Below are 22,578 nucleotides of genomic sequence, written 5' to 3' on the forward strand. Positions count from 1 at the left end.
GCGCCCGCAGCGCCCTGCCGCTGCGCAACCCCGCCCCCCCGCGGCGGCCACCGAAGCCCCCGCCGCTGCAGCAGGCGAAACGACGCCCGCGCAGCCGCAATAGGCGGTGATGCAAGCGCCGATACATTTCGGCGCGTGCTGCTTCACAAGTCGTAAAGTCGTGCTATAATCTTTGTCTTGGCGCTGCAGTGATTTTTGCGCAGAAGCCCAAGCCGTCGTGGTGGAATTGGTAGACACGCTATCTTGAGGGGGTAGTGGCGAAAGCTGTGCGAGTTCGAGTCTCGCCGACGGCACCAACAAATTGAGCAGCGGTGATGTTGCGGAACTGAGGTTCTTCACCAGCATCGATCCAGAGGCAGTCAATGGCAATCGTTGACTGCCTTTTTGTATTTGACGACCGCAATGAGGCTTCAGACGCATGAGCGCCGGGCACTGTGAGGTGGCAATCATCGGGGCCGGTCCGGCCGGGCTGATGGCAGCCGAGATCTGCGCCCAGGCGGGTCTGTCCGTGCACGTGTTCGACGGCATGCCCTCGGCGGGTCGCAAGTTCCTGCTCGCGGGTCTCGGCGGCTTGAACATCACGCACAGCGAGCCTGCCGATCAGTTTCTCGGCCGATATGCGTCCGATCAGCCGACGGTCGCGCCGTGGTTGCAGGCTTTCGACGCACAGGCATTGCGCGCCTGGGTACACGCATTGGGCGTGTCGACGTTCGTCGGGTCCTCCGGGCGCGTCTTCCCGCAAGAGATGAAGGCCGCGCCGTTGTTGCGGGCCTGGCTCGCCAGGCTGCGCAGGCAGGGCGTGTCCTTTCACATGCGCCACCGGCTGATTCAGCTCTCTGCTGACCGAGAGCTCACGTTTGCTGTGCGGCAGGCAGACATGCCCACTGCGACGGCAGCCAGCGAAGCCGCCGCCGTGCAGATGCCCCAGGCCGGGTATGACCCTGCGCAGACGCAGCTTGCGTCGGCTGCCACCCGTACGTACCAAGCCGGTGCCGTGGTGTTGGCGTGTGGGGGCGCCAGCTGGCCGCGGCTGGGATCCGATGGGGCCTGGGCAGACTGGTTGCCCAAGCAGGGCGTGGCCGTCACGCCTTTGCAGGCTGCCAACTGCGGCTTCGAAGTGACCTGGTCCCCCATCTTTCTCAACGCCCATGCCGGCGCGCCGGTCAAGAACGTGCGGGCCTGGATTGCACGTCCCCACGCCAGCGGGTGGCAAGCCCTCTGCGCGCCCGCGCGGGAGAAATGTTGGTCTCCGATGCCGGCATCGAAGGGGGGCTGGTGTACGCGCTGTCGCGGAACATTCGCGAAGCCCAGGCGCAAGGCGGCGCCACGCTGATGGTCGATCTCCTGCCAGAGCACACGCTGGCGCGGGTGCGGCAGGGGCTGGCGCGCGGGCGCGGCGCCAAGTCATGGTCCAGCTTCCTGGGCAGTGTGCTGGGCCTCAAAGGCGTGCGCGGCGCGCTGTTGCGCGAGTGTGCGCCGGCAGCGGTCTGGTCGGATACCGACGCACTGGCCGAAACGATCAAGGCATTGCCGATTCCGTTGGGCCCTGCGCGTCCCCTCGCCGAGGCGATCAGCACCGCAGGCGGCGTGGCGCTGTCGTCTGTCGGCGATGACCTGCAATGCCGCGCGTTGCCGGGCGTGTTCTGCGCCGGCGAAATGCTCGATTGGGAGGCTCCCACGGGGGGCTACCTGCTCACGGCCGTGATGGCCAGCGGGCGCCATGCCGGGCAGGGCGTCGTGGCGTACGCCGGTAGGACATGACCTGCCTGCACGGGTAGCGATGAAGCGATTCGGATAGCCACCCATCACCTGGGCCAGTGGCAGGCGCCGTTGACTGAAGGCGGCCTCTTCACGCTGGGTACTCCCACATCATTCCCGCATGGCCACGAAGGTCCACCTCAGCAAGTGATCCTCGACCGCATCCTGTCCGTGAGCTTCATCGCCGCACTGCCTGCGGACGAGAAGGCGAGGGTGGCGCAACGCGTGCGCGAGCTCATCGATACGCATCCGGCGTTGCGCGGACGGGACGTGGTCCGCTTCCCCTATCGGACCGATGCGTACGTGTGCGAGCGCCTTGAAGGCTGAGGACGGCTACCCGCCCGCTCACGACGCTGAGTCGGACGCTCCCGGCATTTGTCGGTACTTTCCGCGGTGCGCCATGAAGCGATGGTAGGACATGCGCAGATGCAGCTGCATCACCTGGCGCGCGAGTTCTCCATCGCCTGCCCGGATCGCATGGGTGAGGTCGCGGTGATGGTGCAGGCTCTGCTCCAGCTCTTCGCGCGTGTAGATGTAGAACGAACGCTTGATGATCGGCATGTCGATCATCGTCACGAGAATGCCGCGAAGCCGCGGCGAGCCTGACGCTTCCATCAAGGCATGATGGAAGTCGCGATTGGCCGCCTGGATCCGTCCGATATCCGTGGGCCGTGCAGCGATGCCTTCGGCCATGGCCTGGTTGCTCGCCTCGAGGGCGTCGAGCAGTTCAGGGCCGCCCCGCTCCGCGGCCAACGATGAGGCGTACGGCTCCAGCAGCATGCGAAGCTGGAAGGTCTCCTCGACGTCCCAGTCACTCCATTCCGAGACGCGCACGCCTTGACCGGCGGTGTCCGTCGCGAGCCCATCCTCGACCAGGCGCCGCAGCGCGGTGCGCACGGGCGTGCGGCTCAGGCCCAGTTCCTTGGCGAGCGGTTCTTCCTTCAACTGCTGACCCGGCTTGAAGTGTCCGCCCACCAGACGCCGTCGCAACACCTCATAGGCCCTGTCTCGTCCCGCTTGGGCGGCGGGGCGGGTGGCTTCGTCGCTGTGATCGCGCACTTCGGGTGCTGGCGGATTCGTCGCGTCCGTTCGTTTTTTGTTCATTCTTTGTACTCTTTCTGTATCTCTCCAGGGCACATAACGCCGTGATTAGGTGTTAACCCTTGGATGCATTGCCGATTTTGTACTTTATTTGTATTCTGCGCTCACTTCTCATCGAGCGCGAACATGAACATTGCCATCATTGGTCTAGGAGAGGTCGGTCGGTGCTACGCCGCGCCTCTGCACGCCGCCGGCCACACCCTGCTGCTGTGCGAATCGCGCCTGTCGGATGCAGCCAAGGCATTCACCGAGTCTGCCGGCCTCGCGGTTCAACCGACGATCGGCGCATGGCTGGCCGAGGCCGACATCGTGCTGTCGTGCGTAACAGGCACGACCTCGCTCCCTGTGCTCACCCAGGCGCTGCGGTTCGTGCGGCAGCAGGCCGTCTTCGCCGACTTCACCACCGCCAGCCCGAAGACCAAGCGCGAGGGCGCCGCGTTGGCGGCCGAAGCCAGTGTACGGTACGTCGACACGGCCATCATGGGTGCCATCTCCCTCAACCTCGTGCGGACACCGCTGCTGATCGCAGGCACGGGCGCAGCGTCGTTGCATGACGTGCTGACTGCGGCCGGCGCCAAGGTGCAGGTGATCGCCGACGGCAAGGCGGGCGACGCGATGTCGCTCAAGATCCTGCGCAGCGTTTACACCAAAGGCATGGAGGCGCTCTGCGTCGAACTTCTGGTGAGTGCGGAGAAGCAGGGCGTGCGCAGCGAGCTGTACCACCAGCTTCGCGACATCGACGAGACGCCGCTTCGCGACTTCATGGACATGCTCGTGCGTACGCACGTGATCCATGCGAAGCGCCGCGCGCACGAAGTGCACGATGCGCAAGGCGAACTGGTCGCCCAGGGGCTGCCGTCCGTCGTGTTGCCGGGTGTCTCGATGCGCTTTCAGCACACCGTCTCCGCGCTCGAGCGCTCGCCGCTGCCGGTGGAAGCGCCCACGGTGGACGACGCCATCGCCTGGCTGCTCGCGAATCCATCCGCTGACTGATTCTTCTCTTGATCCGGCCATGTCGTGCGCGACGCGGCCGCTCATCCCCTTTCGTCTTTCCGGAGACCTGACATGGCCACTTCCGAACAACTCCAGCAGCTGCGCGATCTGGGCGCCGCCACCGTCTACGAGGCGCAAGGCGCCAAGGGCGCCCTCGACAGCGGCATGAAGCCGATCGATCCCACCGTCCGTCTGGCAGGCCCCGCGCTGACGGTGGATGCCCGTCCGTCGGACAACCTGATTCTTCACTACGCCGTGCTTCAGGCCAAACCGGGCGACGTGCTGGTGGTCGATGCCAAGGCCTTCATGGAAGCCGGCCCCTGGGGCGACGTGCTCACCATCCAGGCCATGAAGCTTGGCATCGCCGGGCTGGTCATCAATGGTTGCGTGCGGGATGCCAACCTCATCATCGACCTGGGCTTTCCGGTCTTCTGCCGTGGCCTGTCCATCAAGGGTACGGGCAAGAACCAGCCGGGCAAGGTGAACGTGCCGATCGTCATGGGTGACGTGCTGATCCATCCGGGCGACATCATCGTCGGCGACCGCGACGGCCTCGTAGTGGTCAAGCAGGACGAAGTCGAGCACGCCATCTCGAGCAGCCTCGCCCGCGAAGAGAAGGAAGCCTCGCAACGGCAGGCCATCGAAGCCGGCACGACCACCGTCGAGCTGCTCAAGCTCACCGACACGCTCAAGCGCTTCGGCCTGGTCTGAGCCATCGAACACACGAGGAGACATCATGCGAACTTTCATTCAAACCCTCGCCGCGCTGGCCGCCAGCGTGAGCCTGGTCGCAGGCGCCCACGCCGATACCTATCCGAGCAAACCGATCCGCATGGTGGTGGGCTTCGCGCCGGGCGGGTCTGCCGACATCAACGCCCGTGCCGTGAGCCAGCAGCTGTCGAAGGATCTCGGCGGCACCATCCTCGTCGAGAACAAGGGCGGTGCAGGCGGCAACATCGCGGCCGTGGACGTCAAGCGCTCGCCCGCCGACGGCTACACGCTGTTCTACGCGACCTCGGCCGTCGTGCTCGCGCCCTCGCTCTATGCCTCGCCGGGCTTCGACCCTTACACGGACTACGTGCCGGTGTCGCTGACCGCCACGATCCCGCTGGTGCTTGTCGTGAACAAGAACGTGCCGGCGCAGGACGCCAAGACGTTCTTCGAGTGGGCGAAGGCACAGAAGGGCAACCTGAACTATGGCTCGTCCGGCACGGGCGCCCTGCTGCATCTGGGCGGGGCCTTGCTCAGCAAGGAAATGGGCATCGACGCCACGCACATCGCCTACAAGGGCAGTGCGCCTGCTGTGACGGATCTGTTGGCCGGCGCCACACAGTTCATGTTCCTGCCCATCAATGAAGCCATGCCGCACATCAAGGGCGGGGGCCTGCGGGCGTTGGCGGTCTCGCACAGCGAGCGCGTCGCCTTGCTGCCCGACGTGCCCACGCTGCGCGAGGCCACCGGCAAGACCACGATGGACATGGGCGCCTGGCAAGGGGTGATGCTGCCCAAGGGCACGCCGGAGGACGTCGTGGCGAAGGTGAGCGAGGCCTTGCAGAAGACCGTGCAGAGCACGGACCTCACGGACCGCCTCCAGAGCCAGGGTTCGATCATGCTCGGGGGCACGCAACAAGACTATGTGGACTACATGCGTGCCGAGGGCTCGCGCTGGGCACGTGTGATCCAGGATACCGGCGCCAAAGCCGAATAACGAGAGCAGGGTAGGGGAGATAAAAAATGAAGATTCGACAGGCAGTGGCCGCCTTGGCGGTGGCAGCGTTCTCGGCAGGTGCCATGGCCGAGGAGGCCAAGGGCCCGATCCGCATCGTGGTGCCCTTCGCGGCAGGCGGGGCCACCGATGCCCTCGCGCGCGTGCTCGCGCCCAGGCTCAGCAAGGAGCTCGGCCCCCAGGTCATCATCGAGAACCGCCCTGGCGCAAGCGGCCAGATCGGAACCTCGACGGTGAAGTCAGCCGCGCCGGACGGCACCACCTATCTGCTGGCCCTGGATCATTCGGTCGTTGTCGTGCCGCTCATCACGCCGGGGGCCGGCTACGATGCCATGAAGGATTTCGTCCCCGTGGGCCAGGTGGCGAGATTCCAATGGACGTTCGCCGTGCCCATGAGCAGCCCCGCCCAGTCGCTGGACGGTTTCGTGGATCTGGTGCGCAAGCAGCCCGCACAAGGCAACTATGGCGTGCCGCTCATCGGTGGCGTGCCCGACATCATCGGGGCCGCCATCACGCGCAAGGCTGGCGTGCCGATGGAGCCGATTCCCTTTGGCGGATCCGGGATGATGATGCCGCAGTTGATCGGCGGACAGCTCGCCGCCGGCGTGACCGGTGAGCCCGAGGGCGTGACCATGTATCGCGGCGGCAAGGTGCGCATCCTGGCCATCTCGGGCGGCAAGCGCTCCGATCTGCTGCCGGACGTGCCGACGTTCGAAGAGCTGGGCTACACCGGGGTGAACGTCAACAGCTTCAATGCGTTCTTTGCACCCAAGGGCTTGCCCGCCGAGACAGCACAGACGTTCAACGCCGCGCTGCGCAAGGTGCTGGCGGACCCGGAGGTGCAGGCTCGGGTGAAGGACATGTCGCTGGAGCTCGCGCCCACCGATCTCGCCCAATCCGCCACGGAGCTCAACAAGTCGTACACGTTCTGGAACGCGTCCGGCATCGGTAAGAAGTGAGGTATTCGTGAGCCAGTTCACACACCCGTCGCCCCTGGTCGCGCCGCACTCCGCGGGGGACTCGGCGCCGGCCCAGGCCGTGCCGGCGGGCGCGTGTGACTGCCACATGCACCTTTACGATCCGGTCGCGCCCTACGCGCCCGGGCCCGTTCTCCAGCACACGCAGGCCAGCGTGGCGGACTATCAACGCCTGCAGGCGAGGCTGGGCCTGACGCGCAACGTGATCGTCCAGCCGTCCAGCTACGGCGTGGATCACCAGGTGTTGCTGGCCGGCTTGCGCGCCTTCGGCGGTACGGCGCGTGGGGTGGCTGTGGTCCAGCCGTCCGTGGACGAAGCTGAGCTCAGCACGCTGAACGAACACGGCGTCGTCGGCGTGCGCTTCAACCTGGTGCAGGTGGGGGCGACGACGCCCGAGATGCTGGCGCCAGTGGCCGAGCGGGTGCGTCCGTTGGGGTGGCACGTGCAGATCCATGCGCGCAGCGAAGATCTGCTGGCGCTCGAGGCGCGCTTGCTGGCCTTGGACATGCCCATCGTCATCGATCACTATGCGCGTGTCGGCACCGAGCCGGCGCTGACCCCGCACATCATCGACACCGTGCGGCGCATGCTGGCCACGGGCCGTGTCTGGCTGAAGCTGTCCGCGCCGTACATCGGAGCGCCCGGTCCGCAGGGTGACGACATGCTCGGCATGTTTGTGAGACAGCTTGCGGCCGATCATCTCGAGCAGCTCGTGTGGGGCACGGATTGGCCGCACGTCACGGAAGCGACCAAGCCGGACGATGCGTTGCTGATGGATGTGTTGCCCCAGTGGCTGACCGACCAGGAGAGGAGGCAGATTTTGGTGGACAACCCCGCCAGGCTCTACAGCTTCGGCCCGCGTTGACACCGGCAGCGTTGCGGCGCAGACGGCGTGCCCGAGCGCGCACGCCGGGCCCTGCCAGGCAGCCGGCTCAGTAAAGGCATAATGGGTATCAAACCTGCGCGAAGCGGCCGACGAGTCGTCGCGCTCAACGGAGACCCTGCATGCAAGCGTTCGCCTTCCAGACCGTTCCCCATATCCTGCTCGAGTTCGGCGCGGCGCGCCGCCTCGGCGACATCCTCCGAGGCAAGTTCCCCACGCTGCGCCAGGTCGGGATCGTGACCGATCACTTCCTCGCGCAGAGCGGGGTGTTGAAGCCCGCGCTCGATAGCCTGGCCGCGGCAGGCTGGGCGGTCACCGTGATCGACGACGTGGTGGCCGATCCGCCGGACGAGGTCGTGTTGAAGACGGTGGAGAAAGCCAAGGCGGCCAACGTGGAGCTGGTGGTGGGGCTGGGCGGCGGCTCGTCGATGGACGTGGCCAAGCTCCTCGCGGTGCTGGGCGCGTCCGGCCAGCCGCTGGCCGAGATGTACGGCGTCGACAAGGTCACGGGGCATCGGCTGCCGCTGGTACAGATCCCGACGACGGCCGGCACCGGCTCCGAAGTGACGTGCGTGTCCATCGTCACCACTGGTGCCACGACCAAGGCGGGCATCGTCTCGCCCGTGTTGTACGCGGATCTGGCCGTGCTCGATGCCGAGCTCACCCTGGGCCTGCCCGCCGCCGTCACGGCTGCCACGGGCATCGACGCCATGGTCCACGCCATCGAGGCGTACACCAGCGCCCATCGCAAGAACCCCTTGTCCGACAGCCTGGCGCGCCAGGCGTTGACGCTATTGTCAGGTCATTTGATGCGTGCCTGCCAGGATGGGGCGGACCGCGAAGCGCGCGAGGCCATGCTGCTGGGCGCGATGCTGGCGGGCCAGGCATTCGCCAATTCACCTGTGGCCGCGGTGCACGCGCTGGCCTATCCGCTGGGCGGCCACTTCCATGTGCCGCATGGCTTGTCCAACGCGCTGGTGCTGCCGCACGTCCTGCGCTTCAATGCGCCGGCGGCACAGGCGCGGTATGCCGAATTGGCGGCAACGGTGCTGCCTGCAGCGGGGGGCAGCGAAGCAGAGCGCGCCGAGGCCTTCATCACCTGGTGCGAAGGGCTTTCGACCCAGGCCGGCATTCCTGCCCGCTTGCGCGACGTGGGCGTGACCGAAGCGGATCTTGACCGTCTTGCCGACGATGCCATGCTGCAGACCCGGCTGCTCGTGAACAACCCGCGGGAAGTGACGCGCGCGGACGCGCGGGCCATCTACGCGGCAGCGTACTGAGGACGTTTTGGCGCACCGGTGGCCGTACGCACCGGTGCCGCGAGGGCTCAGGGATCAGGACAGCGATTCGAACACCGCGCGGTGCCCCTCAGGCAGTGGCACCGGCTTGCGCGAGGCGTTGTCCACATAGACGTGCGTAAAGCGGCCCGCCGCCAGGCACGTCTCGGCCTCGGCCGTGAAGACGCCCAGCCGGTAGGTGACGCTGGAGCGGCCAAGGGCCTCGACCCGCACGCCGATCTCCACCGGCGTCGGGAACGACACCGACGCGAAATACTGACAACTCGTGGCCACCACGAGCCCGATCGGCAGCGTCTGTGCCGCGCCGTCGCCATGCCGCGGCGCCAAGCCGCGCTCGATCAACATGGCATTCACCACACTGTCGAACCACGCGTAGTACACGACGTTGTTGACGTGGCCGTACACGTCGTTGTCTGCCCAGCGCGTGGTGACGGGGGCGAAGTGGCGAAAGGCGTCCCGGGGTTCGGGCGTCATGCGGTCTGTCATGGGCGGGTGATGAGAGAGGGCAAGGCCGTCCTTGCCGTTGGGGGGTTATAGCGTACTCCCCAACCCCACGATCGCATCCACCACCGCCGCATGCACGCCCTCCGGCAGGTCATGCCCCATGCCCGGAATCTCCAGCAACCGTGCCCCCGGGACGGCCGCGGCGGTGTCGCGGCCGGCTTCGATGCGCACGAGCGGGTCGTCGCTGCCGTGAATGACGAGGGTGGGCACATCGAGCGTGCGCAGGGCGGGGCGGCGATCGGGGGCGGCGAGGATGGCGGCGTATTGGCGGGCGAAGCCTTCGGGGCGGTAGGCGCGATCGAGGTCGGCGGCGATGCGCTCGCGTAGCACGGGCACGGCAACGGGGTAGGCGGGGCTGCCGATGATCTGGGCGGCAAGCACGTTGTCGTCCAGGTAGGCCTCGCGCTCGCGTACCGGATCCGGGCGCGGCCGCGTCAGGCTTCCTGGGCTTGCGGGGTGGCCCTCGGCAATTCGGGGTTGCCGGTGGTGGACATGATGGAGGTGAGCGTGAGGACGCGATCGGGATGCCGGATGGCGAGAAGCTGCGCGATCATGCCGCCCATGGACGAGCCCACGACGTGAGCGCGTTCGATGCCGAGGTGGGTGAGCAGGGCGGCGACGTCGTCGGCCATGTCGTCCAGCGTGTAGGGCAAAGCGGGCTGCGTTCCCGCCGATCTCGCGGAAGCCACGGCTTTCAGGTCGGGCGCGCCGGCGGCATCGAACGATTCCGATAGCCCCGCGTCCCGATTGTCCATGCGCACGACGCGATAGCCGCGTTGCGCCAGGCGTTGCACGAAGGGCTCGGCCCAGCGGGTGAGCTGCGTGCCCAGACCACTGATGAGCACGATGGGCTTGCCAGAGGGCGCGCCGGTCTCTTCGTAATATACGTTGACGCCGTTGACCTGCGCTCGCGGCATGGGTTGTCTCCTGTGGATGGCTCTTGTTTGTCGTCGAGCTTATCCCATTGGCAAGGGCCTGCCCATGCGGGGCATTGCGTATGGCATCGCCTGCCGTTTTCGTGACGCTAACGACAGGAGTGTTGCAGGTTGAAACCTAAAGTTTCTGCTGAGGGTGCCGTTATGTCGTGGCAGCGCTATCTCGGCGCTGCGCCGTTCGTCCCCGACCTGGAGTCCGCATGGCCATTACCCCTGTTCCCACCGCTGTCGTGCCAACGGCAGCGCCGACCGCGTTGCCCGAGTCGCTGGTGCCGCCCGCCGTAGCGCCTGTCACGCCGGTGAGCAATGCCGACGAGTCCGCTTTGCAACCTGACGAGCGTGAGCTTCAGGAAGCGATCGCATTGCTGAACGTGAATGTGCGCGCGTGGTCCACGCACCTGAAGTTCGAGATCGACGACGAAGCCGGGCGTGTGGTGGTCAAGGTGATCGACAGCCAGTCCGGCGACGTGGTGCGTCAACTGCCCAGCGAAGAGGCCATCGAGATGTCACGGTCGCTGGGTCGGCTGCAGGATCTGGCGTTCCGCGCCCAGGCCTGACGCCGGAGCGCCAGGCCTGTCCTGCCCGTCAGGGCAGGGCGAAGACGAAGAGCGAGTGGCCGCCGTCGACCACGTTCTTCAGTTCGGGCGACAAGGTCTGCGCCACGGGCGTCTGGGCATTGGGGCCCGTCACCACCGCCACGTACTGCTTGCCGTCCACGCTGTACGTCGTGGGGTGTCCGCCCACCGTGGTGTTGAGCTTGACTTGCCAGAGCTTGTTGCCGTCCTTCTGGTCATAGGCCGCGAATTCGCGCATGCTGTCGCCGGTGAAGACGAGCCCGCCGCCGGTGGTCATCACGGACGAACTGAAGATCGCGGCCTGCTTCTGCACCCAGAGCAGCTTGCCGGACTTGACGTCCACGGCGTAGACGCGGCCTACGGTGTCTTCACCCGGCGCGAAGCTTGCCTTGCCCGACGCCTGCGCGCCCACCGATTCGCCCTGACGCACCTCGATCACCTGCGGGGTCAACTCTTTGCAGGATTCGCTGACGGGCACGTAGAAGGCGTTGGTGAGCGGGCTGTAGGCGCCGGCCATCCAGAGCTTGCCCAGGTCACGTCCGCCACACACCGTCACGGTCTGGTCGATCGCCTTCTGGAAGAGTTCCGTGTTGGTCTGCACCTTGCCATCGGCCGTGAAGCCCTTGATGACGTTCTGATGAGCGGTATCGCGCGCCCACAGCAACTCGCCGCTGTCGCGATCGAGCACGAAGACCGTGCCGTACTTGCCCGGCACGCTCACGATCACGTCGTACTTCTGGCCGGACTTCACCTTGCTGCTCAGGTAGCTGACGTCTTCCTTGGCAGGCGCGATCTCGCTGTCGACGAGCACGCGTTCGAAGGGGCTGTCCAGATCCCAGTCATCTTGCGGCAGATGCTGGTAGTGCCACTTGACCTTGCCCGTCTCGGCATCGATGGCGAGCGTACTGTTGGTGTAGAGCGCCGCGCCATCGCCGCTGCCGCGCAGGATCGCGGGGTAGGGCAGCGGCATGCCCACGCCCCAGTACAGCGTCTTGCGCTCGGCATCGTAGGCGCCGGTGATCCAGGGCGAGCCACCCCAGCGATTCTCCTGGGCAAGGCCGCCCCAGGTGTCGTCGACTTCCGGGCCGCCGATGGTGTTCAGGCGCCAGAGCTCCTTGCCCGATTCGGCGTCGTGCGCGGTGATGAAGCAGCCGCCCGCGGTGCCGGCGATGCTGCAGCCCGAGGTGCCCGTGAAGATCTTGCCGTCGGCCGCGAGCGGGCCGGCGGTGAAGCTGTAGCCCTTCTCCCAATCGAGCACCTGGTGCTCCCAAGCCACCTCGCCCGTGGCGGCGTTGAGCGCGACGAGCTTGGAATCCGGGGTGGTGAGGTAGACCTTGTCGCGATACAGCGTGATGTTGTTGCGCTGACGGCTCGCCTGGCGATCGTGATAACCGCCGGTGAACGTCGGCAGCTTCTGGCGGTGTTCCCAGATGAGTTCGCCGGTCTTGGCGTCGAGCGCCTGCACGACGCCCAGGTTCAGGCCGAGGAACATGACGCCGTCGCGCACGAGCGGCGCGGCTTCCTGAAGACCGCCGACCGGCAGCGTCCACGACCACGCCATGCGCAGGTTCGTGACGTTGCCGGTGTTGATCTGTTCGAGGGGGCTGTAGGCCTGGTTGTCGACCGTGCGGCGCCACATCAGCCAATCCTCGGCCTTGGGTGCGAGGACTTCCTGGTCGGTGACGGGCTGGTAGTTCTTGACTTGTGCGTGCGCGCCTGCAGCGAACAGGGTGCAGGCCGCCAGTGCGGCAGAGAGGACAGTGCGTGTCATGAGAGTTCCGGATCGGGTGTCGTTCGAGGCCATGGCGGCCGCAGAGGTGGCGGGCGCGTTCATCGCACGGCCTTGACCTGCTCGGCAGACATGGCGCCGAAATCGTTCGTCCAGCTGTTGCGCACGAACGTGCCGATGGCGGCAACCTGCTCGTCCGAGAGCTTCGAGCCGAACTCGGGCATCGTGTTCATGCCATGCACCACGGTGCGCGCGAGCGCCGAGGCGTTGCTCAGACGCGCGAAGCCATCGAGCTTCGTGCCGAAGGCGCCTTCGCCATTGGCGCCGTGGCAGGCGGCGCAATTCTGGGCAAAGAGCTCGCGGCCCTTGGCCATGACTTCCTCTTGAACGGGGCCCGCATCGGCCACGGCTTCGGGCTGGCCTTCCGGCTCGCCCAGCACGGAGAGGGCGAAGGCTTGCGTGCCGGCGTCCAGCCCCTTCATGTCGCCCGCCGCGCTGTCGCCCGTGAAGCGGAACAGGGGCTTGCCCATGTAGGTGACCTGTTGCTTGCCCTCGTGATCGACCGTGCCGAGCAGGCCGGGCAGGATCATCTGGCCGAGGGGGCGGCCCTGCGTCAGGACCGGTTCCCATTGCTTGCGGCACTCGGCGTCACAGGCGGCGGCCTCCTTGCCGTCACCCAGGATGTAGAGCGTGCGTCCTTGCGCATCGACCAGGAACGGCGCGCGATCGGGCGCTGTGCCTTTGGCGATGGTGGCGGGGGTATCTGCCGCCTGGCCAAAGACGGGCAGCGCGGCGAGGGTCAAGGCAAGACTGAGTTTTCTCAGATTCTTATAGGGGGGCTTCACGATAGGCCTCGGGATGGTTTGCAAATGCAACGGGCCTGTAGCAAGTTTTGCGCCGCACTGCCGAGCGCGCCAAGGCCGGCAGGCGTGTGCCTGCCGGCTTGCGTCCCCCTTTGACGGGTCAATCTGCCTTGAATCCCACCTGCTTGACGATGCCGGCCCAGCTGTCGTGATCCCGTTTCAGGCGCTCGCGCAGCTCCGCCGAGGTGGAGCTCTGCGCTTCCAGTCCCATGGTGGCCAGGCCATCCACGACGTCCTTGGCCTGCAGGGCCTCACGCAACGCCGCATTGAGCGACTGCACGGCGGCATCCGGCATGGCGGGCGGGCCGAAGAAGCCAAACCATTCATTGATGACGAGATCGGGAAAGCCCTGTTCCGCGTAGGTGGGCACATCGGGCGCGAAGCGGCTGCGGCCGGCGCCGGAGGTGGCGAGCAGACGGATCTTGCCTGTCGGCAGATGCTGGATGAATTCGCCCAGGGGTGCGGACACGCAGGGAATCTGGCCGCCGATGAGGTCCAGCACGGCCGGCTGGCTGCCGCGATAGGCCACGTGGGTCATGGAGACGTCGCCTGCGCGCGCCATGAGCTCGCCCAGGAAGTGGGGCACCGAACCGGGGGCAGGCGAACCGAAGCTGCCCTGGCCGGGATTGGCCTTGACCCAGGCGTGAAAGCCGCGCACGTCCTTGACCTCGGCCGGCACCGACGGCCCCACGGCGAGCGCGAAATCCAGCGTGCATGCCAGCGAGAGCGGCGTGACGTCCACCAGGGGCTCGTAACTGAGCTTGCTGTAGATATGGGGGTAGATCATCAACATGGACGCCGGGGTCATGAGCATGGCCGAGCCATCCGCCGGCATGCCCTTGAGGCCCTGGATGGCGATCTGCCCGCCGGCGCCGGCACGGTTCTCAACGATCACCGTCTTGGCGTAGTTGCCCGTCAGGTGATGGCCCACGCGGCGCCCGACAGTGTCCGAAGTGCCGCCCGGCGCAAAGCCGATCAGCACGCGCAGGGTGTCCTGCTGGGTGGCGCTCCAGACGGGGCGGTGCAGCGCGGCGAGCCCTAGCCCAGCGCTGGTGCACGCCAGAAACGTGCGACGATCGATTGCGGTCATGTCCTTGTCTCCTCGATGGCAGCGCGACACCCGGCGAAGGCGCCAGGACATCGGCTGCAGGGCGCGACGTTGGCGCGCCCTTGTGGTTTCCGGGCGGCAAGTCTGCCGCCGGTCAAGCATCGTAGAGACTCGGGCTATCGCCGTACAGTTCCGCAGGTTGCGTGGCGCGTGAAAGGCGCCAGTGCGTTCAAGGCTTGAGCAAGGCGACCACTGGCCCGCCGGATTCCAGCGCCTTGGCGATCAGCCCATCGTCGATGGCCTGGCGAATGGCCCGATCGAGGAACGCGTCGTCCGGCAAGGCCTGCAGGGCGTGGGCCACGTCGTGATCGACAGGATCCAGGGTGATGAGCGGTGCCTGGGGGTCGTCCTCGCGGCTGATGCGCACCATGCGGCTGGTTTCGCTTTCGAGCCGGGCGATGAAGGCGGTGTCCACGCCGTCCACGTGGAAGGATTTCTGCGTCATGCGGGTTCTCCATCGTCGAGATGCGACGATTTTGCCACGCCCCCTCGCAATTCCCAGGCCGATTCACACGCGCGCACCGGGCAAACCCGGCGATAATGCGCACCGGCCGCGATTCGCGCCGTCCAACCTTTCCCGTCGTATCCCATGTCCGAGACATTCTTCCCCCGCTGGCGCCGCGTCGATGGTGCCGAGGGCGCTGTGGTTGCGCCCGACGAACGCCTGCCCGCCGGGCAGAGCGTGGCCATGGGCGCTCAGCACGTCGTTGCCATGTTCGGTTCGACGGTGCTCGCGCCCCTGCTGATGGGCTTCGATCCCAACGTGGCCATCCTGATGTCCGGCGTGGGCACGCTCATCTTCTTTCTGTTCGTGGGCGGACGCGTGCCGAGCTATCTGGGCTCGAGTTTCGCCTTCATCGGCGGCGTGGTGGCGGTGACGGGTTATGCCGGTAGCGGCCCCAACCCGAACATCGGCGTGGCGTTGGGCGCCATCATCCTGTGCGGTCTGGTCTACGCCATCGTGGGCGCGCTGGTCTGGTGGCAGAGTTCGCGCCCGGGCGGCGGCACGGCCTGGATCGAGACCTTGATGCCGCCCGTGGTCACCGGTGCCGTGGTGGCGGTGATCGGCCTGCATCTCGCGCCGATCGCCGTGCGCGGTGCGGTGGGCTCCTCGGGATTCGATGCCACCATGGCGATCATCACGATCCTGTGCGTGGGCGGCATGGCCGTCTACACGCGCGGCGTGCTCCAGCGGCTCCTGATCCTCGCAGGCCTCGTGCTGGCGTGCGTCATCTATTTCCTCGCGGCGAACGTGGCGGGTCTGGGCACGCCGATCAACCTGTCCGGTCTGTCGCAAGCCGCCTGGTTCGGCCTGCCGACGTTCTCCGCGCCGGTGTTCCGCGCCGAGGCCATGGGCCTCATCGTGCCGGTGGTGGTGATCCTGGTGGCCGAGAATCTTGGCCATGTGAAGGCCGTGGCTGCCATGACGGGCCGCGATCTGGATCCCTACATGGGCCGTGCCTTCGTGGGTGACGGCGTGGCGACGATGCTCTCGGGCAGCGTGGGTGGCACGGGCGTGACCACCTACGCCGAGAACATCGGCGTGATGGCCGTGACGCGCATCTACTCCACGCTGGTGTTCGTGATCGCAGCGCTGATCGCGATCCTGCTGGGCTTCTCGCCCAAGTTTGGCGAGCTGATCCGCGCGATCCCCGGCCCGGTGCTGGGCGGGATGTCCGTCGTGGTGTTCGGCTTGATCGCGGTGGCCGGTGCCCGCATCTGGGTGGAGAACAAGGTCGACTTCAGCAACAACCGCAACCTGATCGTGGCCGCCGTGACCCTCGTGCTGGGTGCAGGCGACTTCACGTTGACCTTCGGAAATTTTGCGCTGAACGGGATTGGAACGGCGACATTCGGCGCCATCTTGCTCTATGCCATCCTGCGGCCGCGAGCCCCGACAATCGGGCGCTGAGGGCCGCTGACGGGCCCGAAGCGCGCATGTTTTATACTACACGTTTGTCAACCGCGGCATGACAGTCGACGTGGCTTTTGCGCTACGCGACGGCTTCGGCAGGCACAGGGCCCTCGCGTGCGGTCCTGAGTGCCACACTGATGCCTTGAACGACATGCCCGATACCCATTCCACCATCTCTTCAAATAGGTTTTTGCATGCAGCCTGTGGTTGAAACTCTGTCCGGCCTGGAGCGCCGCGTCGAACTGTCCGTCCCCGTGGCGGAAGTCGAGAAGGAAGTGCAGGCCCAGCTCAAGGCTGCGCAGCGCAACGCCAAGGCCCCCGGCTTTCGCCCGGGCAAGGTGCCCATGTCGATGCTCGAGCGCACGCATGCGCCTGGCATCCGCATGGACGTGATCAACAGCAAGGTCGGCGATGCCTTCGAGAAGGCCGTCTCCGGTGCCGAGCTGCGCGTGGCTGGCATGCCCCGTATTGAGCCCAAGACCGAAGACGCCCCGGAAGACGCGATTGCGTTCGTGGCGACCTTCGAGGTCTACCCGGAAGTGACGTTGCCTGAACTGGACGCGCTGGAAGTCGAACGCGCCAAGACCGCCGTGGGCGACGCCGAGATCGAGCGCACCCTCGACATCCTGCGCCAGCAGCGCACCCGCTTCGAGCCGGCCGAAGGCCGTGCTGCCGAAGACAACGACCAGGTCACGCTGGATTTCGAAGGCAAGATCGACGATGTCGCCTTTGAAGGCGGCACTGCCGAGGACTTCTCCTTCGTGCTGGGCCAGGGCCGCATGCTGCCCGAGTTCGAGGAAGCCGCCCGCGGCCTGAAGGCTGGCGAGACCAAGACCTTCCCGCTCGTCTTCCCGGAAGACTACGGTTCGCCGACGGTGGCTGGCAAGACGGCCCAATTCACGATCACCGTGAAGCAGGTTGCCCAGGGTGTGCTGCCTGAAGTCGATACCGAATTCGCCAAGTCGCTCGGCCAGGCCGAAGGCGACGTGCAGAAGCTGCGTGACGACATCCGTGCCAATCTGGAGCGCGAAGTCGAGAACCGCACCCTCGCACGTACCAAGGCCAGCGTGATGAACGCCCTGGCTGGCGCTGCCCAGTTCGACGTGCCGAAGGCGCTGGTCGAGAACGACACGCAAGGCCGTGTGCAGGCCGCCCGCGAAGAACTGCGCCAGCGCGGCGTGCCCAACGCGGACAGCATGCCCATCCCGGCCGAAGCCTTCGCCACCGAGTCCGAGCGCCGCGTGCGTCTTGGCCTCCTGGTGTCCGAACTCGTGCGTCGCGACAACCTGCAGGCCAAGCCTGACCAGGTCCGCGCCAAGATCGAGACTTTCGCCAAGAACTACGAGCAGCCCACGGAAGTCGTGCGCTACTACCTGTCGGACCGCAGCCGTCTGGCCGAAGTCGAAGCCGTCGTGCTCGAGGACAACGTCGTCGAACACGTGCTCTCGAAGGCCAAGGTCACCGAGCAGGAAGTGCCGTTCGACGAACTCATGGGCAACAACGCTGCCAACTGAGCGGCAGGCCGCCCGTCTGGGCGGCCGCTGGTGACACATTTCAGGGGAACCCGCGATGCATCGCTTCAATGATTTCTATGCCGCCATGCATGGCGGCGAGTCGATGGTGCCCACCGGTCTTGGGTTCATGCCCATGGTGGTGGAGCAATCCGGCCGCGGCGAGCGCGCTTATGACATCTACTCGCGCCTGCTCAAGGAGCGACTGATCTTCCTGGTGGGTCCCGTCAATGACCACACGGCCAACCTGGTCGTGGCGCAGTTGCTGTTCCTCGAATCCGAGAATCCCGACAAGGACATCGGCTTCTACATCAACTCGCCGGGCGGCTCGGTGTACGCCGGCATGGCGATCTACGACACCATGAATTTCGTCAAGCCGGACATCTCCACGCTGTGTACGGGGATGGCCGCGAGCATGGGTGCCTTTCTGCTGTCCGCCGGCAAGAAGGGCAAGCGCTTTGCGCTGCCCAACTCGCGCATCATGATCCACCAGCCTTCGGGTGGCGCACAGGGCCAGGCCTCGGACATCCAGATCCAGGCCCGCGAGATTCTCGATCTGCGCGAACGTCTGAACCGCATTCTCTCGGAGAACACCGGTCAGCCGATCGAGCGCATCGAGCGTGACACGGAGCGCGATACCTTCATGGCCGCGCCCGATGCGGTATCGTATGGCCTGATCGACAAGGTTCTGACCTCCCGTTCCGACGAGGGTTGATAAAGCATGCCCGACAAGAAAGCCTCCGGTGAGAAGCTGCTGTACTGCTCGTTCTGCAACAAGAGCCAGCATGAAGTCCGCAAGCTGATCGCCGGACCGTCGGTGTTCATCTGCGATGAATGCATCGACCTGTGCAACGACATCATCCGCGACGAGATGGCGGCGGAGGACAAGGCGACGGGCAAGACCAGCTTGCCCACGCCGGCAGAGATCCGCGACATTCTCGACCAGTACGTGATCGGCCAGGACAAGGCCAAGCGCATGCTCGCGGTGGCGGTGTACAACCACTACAAGCGCATCCGCCACGCCTCCGGGCGCGCGGATGACATCGAACTCACCAAGAGCAACATCCTCCTGATCGGGCCCACGGGCTCGGGCAAGACGCTGCTTGCGCAGACGCTCGCGCGTTTGTTGAACGTGCCGTTCGTGATGGCCGACGCCACCACGCTGACCGAAGCTGGTTACGTGGGCGAGGATGTCGAGAACATCATCCAGAAGCTGCTGCAGAACTGCAACTACGAAGTCGAGAAGGCGCAGCGCGGCATCGTCTACATCGATGAGATCGACAAGATCTCGCGCAAGGCAGACAACCCGTCCATCACGCGCGACGTGTCGGGCGAGGGTGTGCAGCAGGCGCTGTTGAAGCTGATCGAAGGCACCGTGGCCTCGGTGCCGCCGCAGGGTGGCCGCAAGCACCCGAACCAGGATTTCGTGCAGATCGACACCACGAACATCCTCTTCATCTGCGGTGGCGCGTTCGATGGCCTGGAGAAGGTCATCAAGGGCCGCACGGAACGCTCGGGCATCGGCTTCTCGGCCTCCGTGTCGTCCAAGACCGAGCGCTCGGTGGGCCAGATGTTCAACGAGGTCGAGCCCGAGGATCTGATCAAGTTCGGTCTCATCCCCGAGCTGGTCGGGCGCCTGCCCGTCGTGGCGACGCTCACGGAGCTGGACGAGCCCGCGCTCATCCAGATCCTGACCGAGCCGAAGAACGCCCTGGTCAAGCAGTTCCAGAAGCTCTTCGCGATGGAAGGCGCCGAGCTGGACGTGCGTCCGGCTGCGCTGTCGGCCATTGCGCGCAAGGCGCTCAAGCGCAAGACGGGTGCGCGTGGTCTGCGTTCCATCGTCGAGGCTGCGCTTCTGGACACCATGTACGATCTGCCGTCCGAAGGGGGGCGGGTCAGCAAGGTTGTCCTGGACGAACAGACCATCGATGGGGCAGGGCCACCGTTGCTCATCTATACCGAGGAGTCGCCCAAGGCGGCCTCGGGCACCAAGTAGGCGGGCGCGTGGTTTGCGAGCGGGGTCTTGAACCCCGCTTTTTTGTCCCCATAGTGCTTGCATTCACGCTTTAAGGATCCTTCATGTCTGCCAGTCAGGTACTTGCCTCGGAGCCGATCGACCTGCCACTGTTGCCCCTGCGCGACGTCGTGGTGTTTCCGCACATGGTCATTCCGCTCTTCGTTGGCCGTCCGCGCTCCATCAAGGCGCTGGAGACAGCCATGGAAAGCGGCAAGAACGTCATGCTGGTGGCGCAGAAGTCTGCCGCCAAGGACGAACCGTCGGCCGAGGACGTCTACGAACTCGGCTGCGTGGCGAGCATTCTCCAGATGCTCAAGCTGCCCGACGGCACCGTGAAGGTGCTGGTCGAGGGCGCGCAACGCGCGCGCATCACGAAGATCACCGATGATGGCTCGCATTTTTCCTGCGAGCTCGTTCCCGTCGAACCGGATCTGGGCCAGAGCCCGGAGACGGAGGCCCTGCGCCGTACGATCGTTTCCCAGTTCGACCAGTACGTCAAACTGAACAAGAAGATCCCGCCGGAGATCCTGACCTCGCTCGCCGGTATCGACGAGCCGGGCCGTCTGGCGGACACCATCGCTGCCCATCTCCCCCTGAAGCTCGAACAGAAGCAGAAGATGCTCGAGATCGTGGGCGTGGGCGAGCGCCTCGAAGCGTTGCTGGCGCAGCTCGAGACCGAGATCGACATTCTCCAGGTGGAGAAGCGCATCCGCGGCCGCGTCAAGAAGCAGATGGAGAAGAGCCAGCGCGAGTACTACCTGAATGAGCAGGTCAAGGCCATTCAGAAGGAACTCGGCGAGGGCGAGGACGGCGCGGATCTCGAGGAACTCGAGAAGAAGATCACCGCGGCGCAGATGCCGAAGGAAGCGAAGAAGAAGGCCGACAGCGAGTTGAAGAAGCTCAAGCTCATGTCGCCGATGTCTGCCGAAGCCACGGTGGTGCGCAACTACATCGACACGCTCATTGGTCTTCCTTGGAAGAAGAAGAGCCGCGTCAACAACAGCCTCGGCAATGCCGAGAAGGTGCTTGACGACGACCACTATGGTCTCGAGAAGGTCAAGGAACGCATCCTCGAATACCTCGCAGTGCAACAGCGCGTGGACAAGGTGAAGGCGCCGATCCTGTGCCTGGTGGGTGCACCGGGCGTGGGCAAGACCTCGCTTGGCCAGTCCATTGCCAAGGCCACGAACCGCAAGTTCGTGCGCATGGCCCTGGGCGGCGTGCGCGACGAGGCCGAGATCCGTGGCCACCGTCGTACCTACATCGGCTCGATGCCCGGCAAGATCCTGCAGAACCTGGGCAAGGTCGGCGTGCGCAATCCGCTCTTCCTGCTCGACGAGATCGACAAGCTCGGCATGGATTTCCGGGGTGATCCGGCGTCCGCGCTGCTCGAAGTGCTCGACCCGGAACAGAACCACACCTTCCAGGATCACTACGTCGAGGTCGACTTCGATCTCTCGGACGTGATGTTCGTGGCGACCAGCAATACGCTGAACATCCCGCCCGCGCTGCTGGACCGGATGGAAGTGATCCGCCTGTCGGGCTATACGGAAGAAGAGAAGCTGCACATCGCGCGTGAGCACCTGCTGCCCAAGCTCATCAAGAACAATGGGTTGAAGCCGGAGGAAGTCACGGTTTCCGAAGACGCGATTCGCGACATCGTGCGCTACTACACTCGCGAAGCCGGTGTGCGTGCGCTCGAACGCGAAGTGAGCAAGATCTGCCGCAAGGTGGTCAAGCGCCTGCTCACGTCGCCCGAGCTCGAGCACATCGACGTCACGGCCGAAAACCTGTCGGATTTCCTGGGCGTGCGCCGCTACACCTTTGGCGTGGCCGAAAAGGAAAACCAGATTGGTCAGGTCACCGGGCTGGCATGGACGGAAGTGGGTGGCGATCTGCTCACGATCGAAGTGGCGGACATGCCCGGCAAGGGCGTGATTCAGCGCACGGGCTCGCTCGGCGACGTCATGAAGGAATCCGTCGAGGCGGCACGTTCGGTGGTGCGCTCGCGTGCCCGTCGGCTGGGCCTGACCGATGCCGTGTTTGAAAAGCGCGACATGCACGTTCACGTGCCGGAAGGTGCGACGCCCAAGGACGGCCCGTCCGCCGGTATCGCGATCACGACGGCCATGGTGTCGGCGCTGTCGCACATTCCGGTGCGCGCCGACGTGGCCATGACGGGTGAGATCACCCTGCGTGGCGAGGTGCTGGCCATCGGCGGCCTGAAGGAAAAACTGTTGGCCGCCCACCGCGGTGGGATCAAGAAAGCGCTGATCCCGCACGAGAACGTCAAGGATCTGCAGGACATCCCGGACAATGTGAAGGGCGAGATCGAAGTGGTGCCGGTGCGCTGGATCGATGAGGTCCTCTCCCATGCGCTGGAGCGTCTGCCGGAGGCCCTGCCGGAAGAGGAAAAGCCCGAAGTGCCGGTGAAGGCTGAAGGTGCGGAAAGCCGGGATGGCGTGGTGAAGCACTGATCAGGATGTCAGGCCGGGCTCGTCCCGGTCGCGCCTGGACATGAGAAAGGCCCCGCGATGAACTGATCCCCAACAGTTGGACGGTTGGTCTGTAGGCTAGGCTATGAGGGCTGGGTCCTGTACTGCACAGGACTCAGCCCTTTGAGTTTGAGCTTGATGCGCTCGTGGTTGTAGTAGTGGATGTAGCGGTCGATGTCGCGTTTGAGTT

The 22,578-nt window shown here is 65.6% G+C and carries 22 protein-coding genes, 1 tRNA gene and 1 pseudogene; 15 read left to right on the top strand and 9 right to left on the bottom strand.

Annotated features, from left to right (window positions below):
• The first annotated feature begins 211 nt into the window (after positions 1-211).
• The 3 genes and pseudogenes from IMZ29_RS20525 to IMZ29_RS20540 all read left to right on the top strand — a co-directional run bounded on the left by IMZ29_RS20525 (position 212) and on the right by IMZ29_RS20540 (position 2,085).
• Positions 212-296, top strand: a tRNA-Leu gene (locus tag IMZ29_RS20525).
• 122 nt (positions 297-418) lie between these two features.
• Positions 419-1,761: pseudogene (locus IMZ29_RS22960) on the top strand (BaiN/RdsA family NAD(P)/FAD-dependent oxidoreductase).
• A gap of 69 nt (positions 1,762-1,830) precedes the next feature.
• Positions 1,831-2,085 carry a hypothetical protein gene (locus IMZ29_RS20540; RefSeq protein WP_216187680.1) on the top strand — a complete coding sequence of 85 codons (255 nt, stop codon included), beginning with the start codon at positions 1,831-1,833 and terminating at the stop codon, positions 2,083-2,085.
• Positions 2,086-2,103: 18 nt separating this feature from the next.
• On the opposite strand, the gene IMZ29_RS20545 is transcribed toward IMZ29_RS20540, so the two are convergent.
• Positions 2,104-2,862 carry a GntR family transcriptional regulator gene (locus IMZ29_RS20545; protein WP_216187682.1) on the bottom strand — a complete coding sequence of 253 codons (759 nt, stop codon included), beginning with the start codon at positions 2,860-2,862 and terminating at the stop codon, positions 2,104-2,106.
• A 123-nt stretch (positions 2,863-2,985) separates the two neighbouring features.
• Between IMZ29_RS20545 and IMZ29_RS20550 the strand changes: the two genes are divergently transcribed.
• The 6 genes from IMZ29_RS20550 (at position 2,986) to IMZ29_RS20575 (ending at position 8,718) form a co-directional block, all read left to right on the top strand.
• Positions 2,986-3,852 carry an NAD(P)-dependent oxidoreductase gene (locus IMZ29_RS20550; RefSeq protein WP_216187684.1) on the top strand — a complete coding sequence of 289 codons (867 nt, stop codon included), beginning with the start codon at positions 2,986-2,988 and terminating at the stop codon, positions 3,850-3,852.
• A 72-nt stretch (positions 3,853-3,924) separates the two neighbouring features.
• Positions 3,925-4,563: a 4-carboxy-4-hydroxy-2-oxoadipate aldolase/oxaloacetate decarboxylase gene (locus IMZ29_RS20555; protein WP_216187686.1), complete on the top strand. Its 639-nt coding sequence runs from the start codon at positions 3,925-3,927 to the stop codon at positions 4,561-4,563.
• A 25-nt stretch (positions 4,564-4,588) separates the two neighbouring features.
• Positions 4,589-5,560 carry a Bug family tripartite tricarboxylate transporter substrate binding protein gene (locus IMZ29_RS20560; protein ID WP_216187688.1) on the top strand — a complete coding sequence of 324 codons (972 nt, stop codon included), beginning with the start codon at positions 4,589-4,591 and terminating at the stop codon, positions 5,558-5,560.
• A gap of 26 nt (positions 5,561-5,586) precedes the next feature.
• On the top strand, positions 5,587-6,537 hold the full coding sequence (locus tag IMZ29_RS20565; RefSeq protein WP_216187690.1) for a tripartite tricarboxylate transporter substrate-binding protein: 951 nt from the start codon (positions 5,587-5,589) through the stop codon (positions 6,535-6,537).
• A gap of 7 nt (positions 6,538-6,544) precedes the next feature.
• Positions 6,545-7,420, top strand: coding sequence for an amidohydrolase family protein (locus tag IMZ29_RS20570; RefSeq protein ID WP_216187692.1), 876 nt, complete (start codon positions 6,545-6,547; stop codon positions 7,418-7,420).
• Between the two features lie 140 nt (positions 7,421-7,560).
• A complete protein-coding gene (locus IMZ29_RS20575) occupies positions 7,561-8,718 on the top strand; it encodes an iron-containing alcohol dehydrogenase (protein ID WP_216187694.1) in 1,158 nt (385 codons plus the stop codon).
• Positions 8,719-8,772: 54 nt separating this feature from the next.
• On the opposite strand, the gene IMZ29_RS20580 is transcribed toward IMZ29_RS20575, so the two are convergent.
• The 3 genes from IMZ29_RS20580 to IMZ29_RS22970 are packed head-to-tail and all read right to left on the bottom strand — an operon-like array spanning position 8,773 to position 10,157.
• Positions 8,773-9,222 (bottom strand): acyl-CoA thioesterase, encoded by a 450-nt coding sequence (locus IMZ29_RS20580; RefSeq protein ID WP_216187696.1) that lies wholly within the window; start codon positions 9,220-9,222, stop codon positions 8,773-8,775.
• A gap of 45 nt (positions 9,223-9,267) precedes the next feature.
• Positions 9,268-9,621 carry an alpha/beta fold hydrolase gene (locus tag IMZ29_RS23415; protein WP_371820378.1) on the bottom strand — a complete coding sequence of 118 codons (354 nt, stop codon included), beginning with the start codon at positions 9,619-9,621 and terminating at the stop codon, positions 9,268-9,270.
• 53 nt (positions 9,622-9,674) lie between these two features.
• A complete protein-coding gene (locus IMZ29_RS22970; protein WP_253207332.1) occupies positions 9,675-10,157 on the bottom strand; it encodes an alpha/beta fold hydrolase in 483 nt (160 codons plus the stop codon).
• A gap of 218 nt (positions 10,158-10,375) precedes the next feature.
• Between IMZ29_RS22970 and IMZ29_RS20590 the strand changes: the two genes are divergently transcribed.
• A complete protein-coding gene (locus tag IMZ29_RS20590; RefSeq protein WP_216187698.1) occupies positions 10,376-10,732 on the top strand; it encodes a flagellar protein FlaG in 357 nt (118 codons plus the stop codon).
• 28 nt (positions 10,733-10,760) lie between these two features.
• On the opposite strand, the gene IMZ29_RS20595 is transcribed toward IMZ29_RS20590, so the two are convergent.
• The 4 genes from IMZ29_RS20595 to IMZ29_RS20610 all read right to left on the bottom strand — a co-directional run bounded on the left by IMZ29_RS20595 (position 10,761) and on the right by IMZ29_RS20610 (position 14,895).
• Positions 10,761-12,521: a pyrroloquinoline quinone-dependent dehydrogenase gene (locus IMZ29_RS20595; RefSeq protein WP_253207333.1), complete on the bottom strand. Its 1,761-nt coding sequence runs from the start codon at positions 12,519-12,521 to the stop codon at positions 10,761-10,763.
• 59 nt (positions 12,522-12,580) lie between these two features.
• Positions 12,581-13,324 (bottom strand): c-type cytochrome, encoded by a 744-nt coding sequence (locus tag IMZ29_RS23090; protein ID WP_216187700.1) that lies wholly within the window; start codon positions 13,322-13,324, stop codon positions 12,581-12,583.
• A gap of 118 nt (positions 13,325-13,442) precedes the next feature.
• Positions 13,443-14,432, bottom strand: a complete 990-nt coding sequence (locus tag IMZ29_RS20605) for a Bug family tripartite tricarboxylate transporter substrate binding protein (protein ID WP_216187702.1) — start codon at positions 14,430-14,432, stop codon at positions 13,443-13,445.
• Positions 14,433-14,619: 187 nt separating this feature from the next.
• A complete protein-coding gene (locus IMZ29_RS20610; RefSeq protein WP_216187704.1) occupies positions 14,620-14,895 on the bottom strand; it encodes a hypothetical protein in 276 nt (91 codons plus the stop codon).
• A 144-nt stretch (positions 14,896-15,039) separates the two neighbouring features.
• On the opposite strand from IMZ29_RS20610, the gene IMZ29_RS20615 reads away from it, so the two are divergent.
• The 5 genes from IMZ29_RS20615 (at position 15,040) to lon (ending at position 22,370) form a co-directional block, all read left to right on the top strand.
• The gene (locus IMZ29_RS20615) at positions 15,040-16,362 is read left to right on the top strand and encodes a solute carrier family 23 protein (RefSeq protein WP_216187707.1); all 1,323 of its coding nucleotides are present in this window, start codon (positions 15,040-15,042) and stop codon (positions 16,360-16,362) included.
• Positions 16,363-16,559: 197 nt separating this feature from the next.
• The gene (tig, locus tag IMZ29_RS20620; RefSeq protein WP_216187725.1) at positions 16,560-17,879 is read left to right on the top strand and encodes a trigger factor; all 1,320 of its coding nucleotides are present in this window, start codon (positions 16,560-16,562) and stop codon (positions 17,877-17,879) included.
• Between the two features lie 55 nt (positions 17,880-17,934).
• The gene (gene clpP / locus IMZ29_RS20625; RefSeq protein WP_216187727.1) at positions 17,935-18,591 is read left to right on the top strand and encodes an ATP-dependent Clp endopeptidase proteolytic subunit ClpP; all 657 of its coding nucleotides are present in this window, start codon (positions 17,935-17,937) and stop codon (positions 18,589-18,591) included.
• Between the two features lie 6 nt (positions 18,592-18,597).
• Positions 18,598-19,872 (top strand): ATP-dependent Clp protease ATP-binding subunit ClpX, encoded by a 1,275-nt coding sequence (gene clpX, locus IMZ29_RS20630; protein WP_216187729.1) that lies wholly within the window; start codon positions 18,598-18,600, stop codon positions 19,870-19,872.
• An 83-nt stretch (positions 19,873-19,955) separates the two neighbouring features.
• Complete coding sequence (gene lon / locus IMZ29_RS20635) at positions 19,956-22,370, top strand: endopeptidase La (RefSeq protein WP_216187731.1); 2,415 nt, start codon at positions 19,956-19,958, stop codon at positions 22,368-22,370.
• 101 nt (positions 22,371-22,471) lie between these two features.
• Here the strand turns inward: lon and IMZ29_RS20640 are convergent.
• The coding region (locus tag IMZ29_RS20640; protein ID WP_216187735.1) for an IS3 family transposase at positions 22,472-22,578 on the bottom strand (107 nt) is incomplete at its 5' end.

Source organism: Verticiella alkaliphila (genome assembly GCF_018904615.1).
Classification (GTDB): Bacteria; Pseudomonadota; Gammaproteobacteria; order Burkholderiales; family Burkholderiaceae_B; genus Verticiella; species Verticiella alkaliphila.

Excerpts from the sequence above, each read along its gene's own strand:
- IMZ29_RS20545 (WP_216187682.1), bottom strand. The coding sequence starts at position 2,862 with ATGAACAAAAAACGAACGGACGCGACGAATCCGCCAGCACCCGAAGTG.
- IMZ29_RS20550 (WP_216187684.1), top strand. The coding sequence starts at position 2,986 with ATGAACATTGCCATCATTGGTCTAGGAGAGGTCGGTCGGTGCTACGCC.
- IMZ29_RS20555 (WP_216187686.1), top strand. The coding sequence starts at position 3,925 with ATGGCCACTTCCGAACAACTCCAGCAGCTGCGCGATCTGGGCGCCGCC.
- IMZ29_RS20560 (WP_216187688.1), top strand. The coding sequence starts at position 4,589 with ATGCGAACTTTCATTCAAACCCTCGCCGCGCTGGCCGCCAGCGTGAGC.
- IMZ29_RS20565 (WP_216187690.1), top strand. The coding sequence starts at position 5,587 with ATGAAGATTCGACAGGCAGTGGCCGCCTTGGCGGTGGCAGCGTTCTCG.
- IMZ29_RS20575 (WP_216187694.1), top strand. The coding sequence starts at position 7,561 with ATGCAAGCGTTCGCCTTCCAGACCGTTCCCCATATCCTGCTCGAGTTC.
- IMZ29_RS20580 (WP_216187696.1), bottom strand. The coding sequence starts at position 9,222 with ATGACAGACCGCATGACGCCCGAACCCCGGGACGCCTTTCGCCACTTC.
- IMZ29_RS22970 (WP_253207332.1), bottom strand. The coding sequence starts at position 10,157 with ATGCCGCGAGCGCAGGTCAACGGCGTCAACGTATATTACGAAGAGACC.
- IMZ29_RS20590 (WP_216187698.1), top strand. The coding sequence starts at position 10,376 with ATGGCCATTACCCCTGTTCCCACCGCTGTCGTGCCAACGGCAGCGCCG.
- IMZ29_RS20595 (WP_253207333.1), bottom strand. The coding sequence starts at position 12,521 with ATGACACGCACTGTCCTCTCTGCCGCACTGGCGGCCTGCACCCTGTTC.
- IMZ29_RS20605 (WP_216187702.1), bottom strand. The coding sequence starts at position 14,432 with ATGACCGCAATCGATCGTCGCACGTTTCTGGCGTGCACCAGCGCTGGG.
- IMZ29_RS20610 (WP_216187704.1), bottom strand. The coding sequence starts at position 14,895 with ATGACGCAGAAATCCTTCCACGTGGACGGCGTGGACACCGCCTTCATC.
- IMZ29_RS20615 (WP_216187707.1), top strand. The coding sequence starts at position 15,040 with ATGTCCGAGACATTCTTCCCCCGCTGGCGCCGCGTCGATGGTGCCGAG.
- tig (WP_216187725.1), top strand. The coding sequence starts at position 16,560 with ATGCAGCCTGTGGTTGAAACTCTGTCCGGCCTGGAGCGCCGCGTCGAA.
- clpP (WP_216187727.1), top strand. The coding sequence starts at position 17,935 with ATGCATCGCTTCAATGATTTCTATGCCGCCATGCATGGCGGCGAGTCG.
- clpX (WP_216187729.1), top strand. The coding sequence starts at position 18,598 with ATGCCCGACAAGAAAGCCTCCGGTGAGAAGCTGCTGTACTGCTCGTTC.
- lon (WP_216187731.1), top strand. The coding sequence starts at position 19,956 with ATGTCTGCCAGTCAGGTACTTGCCTCGGAGCCGATCGACCTGCCACTG.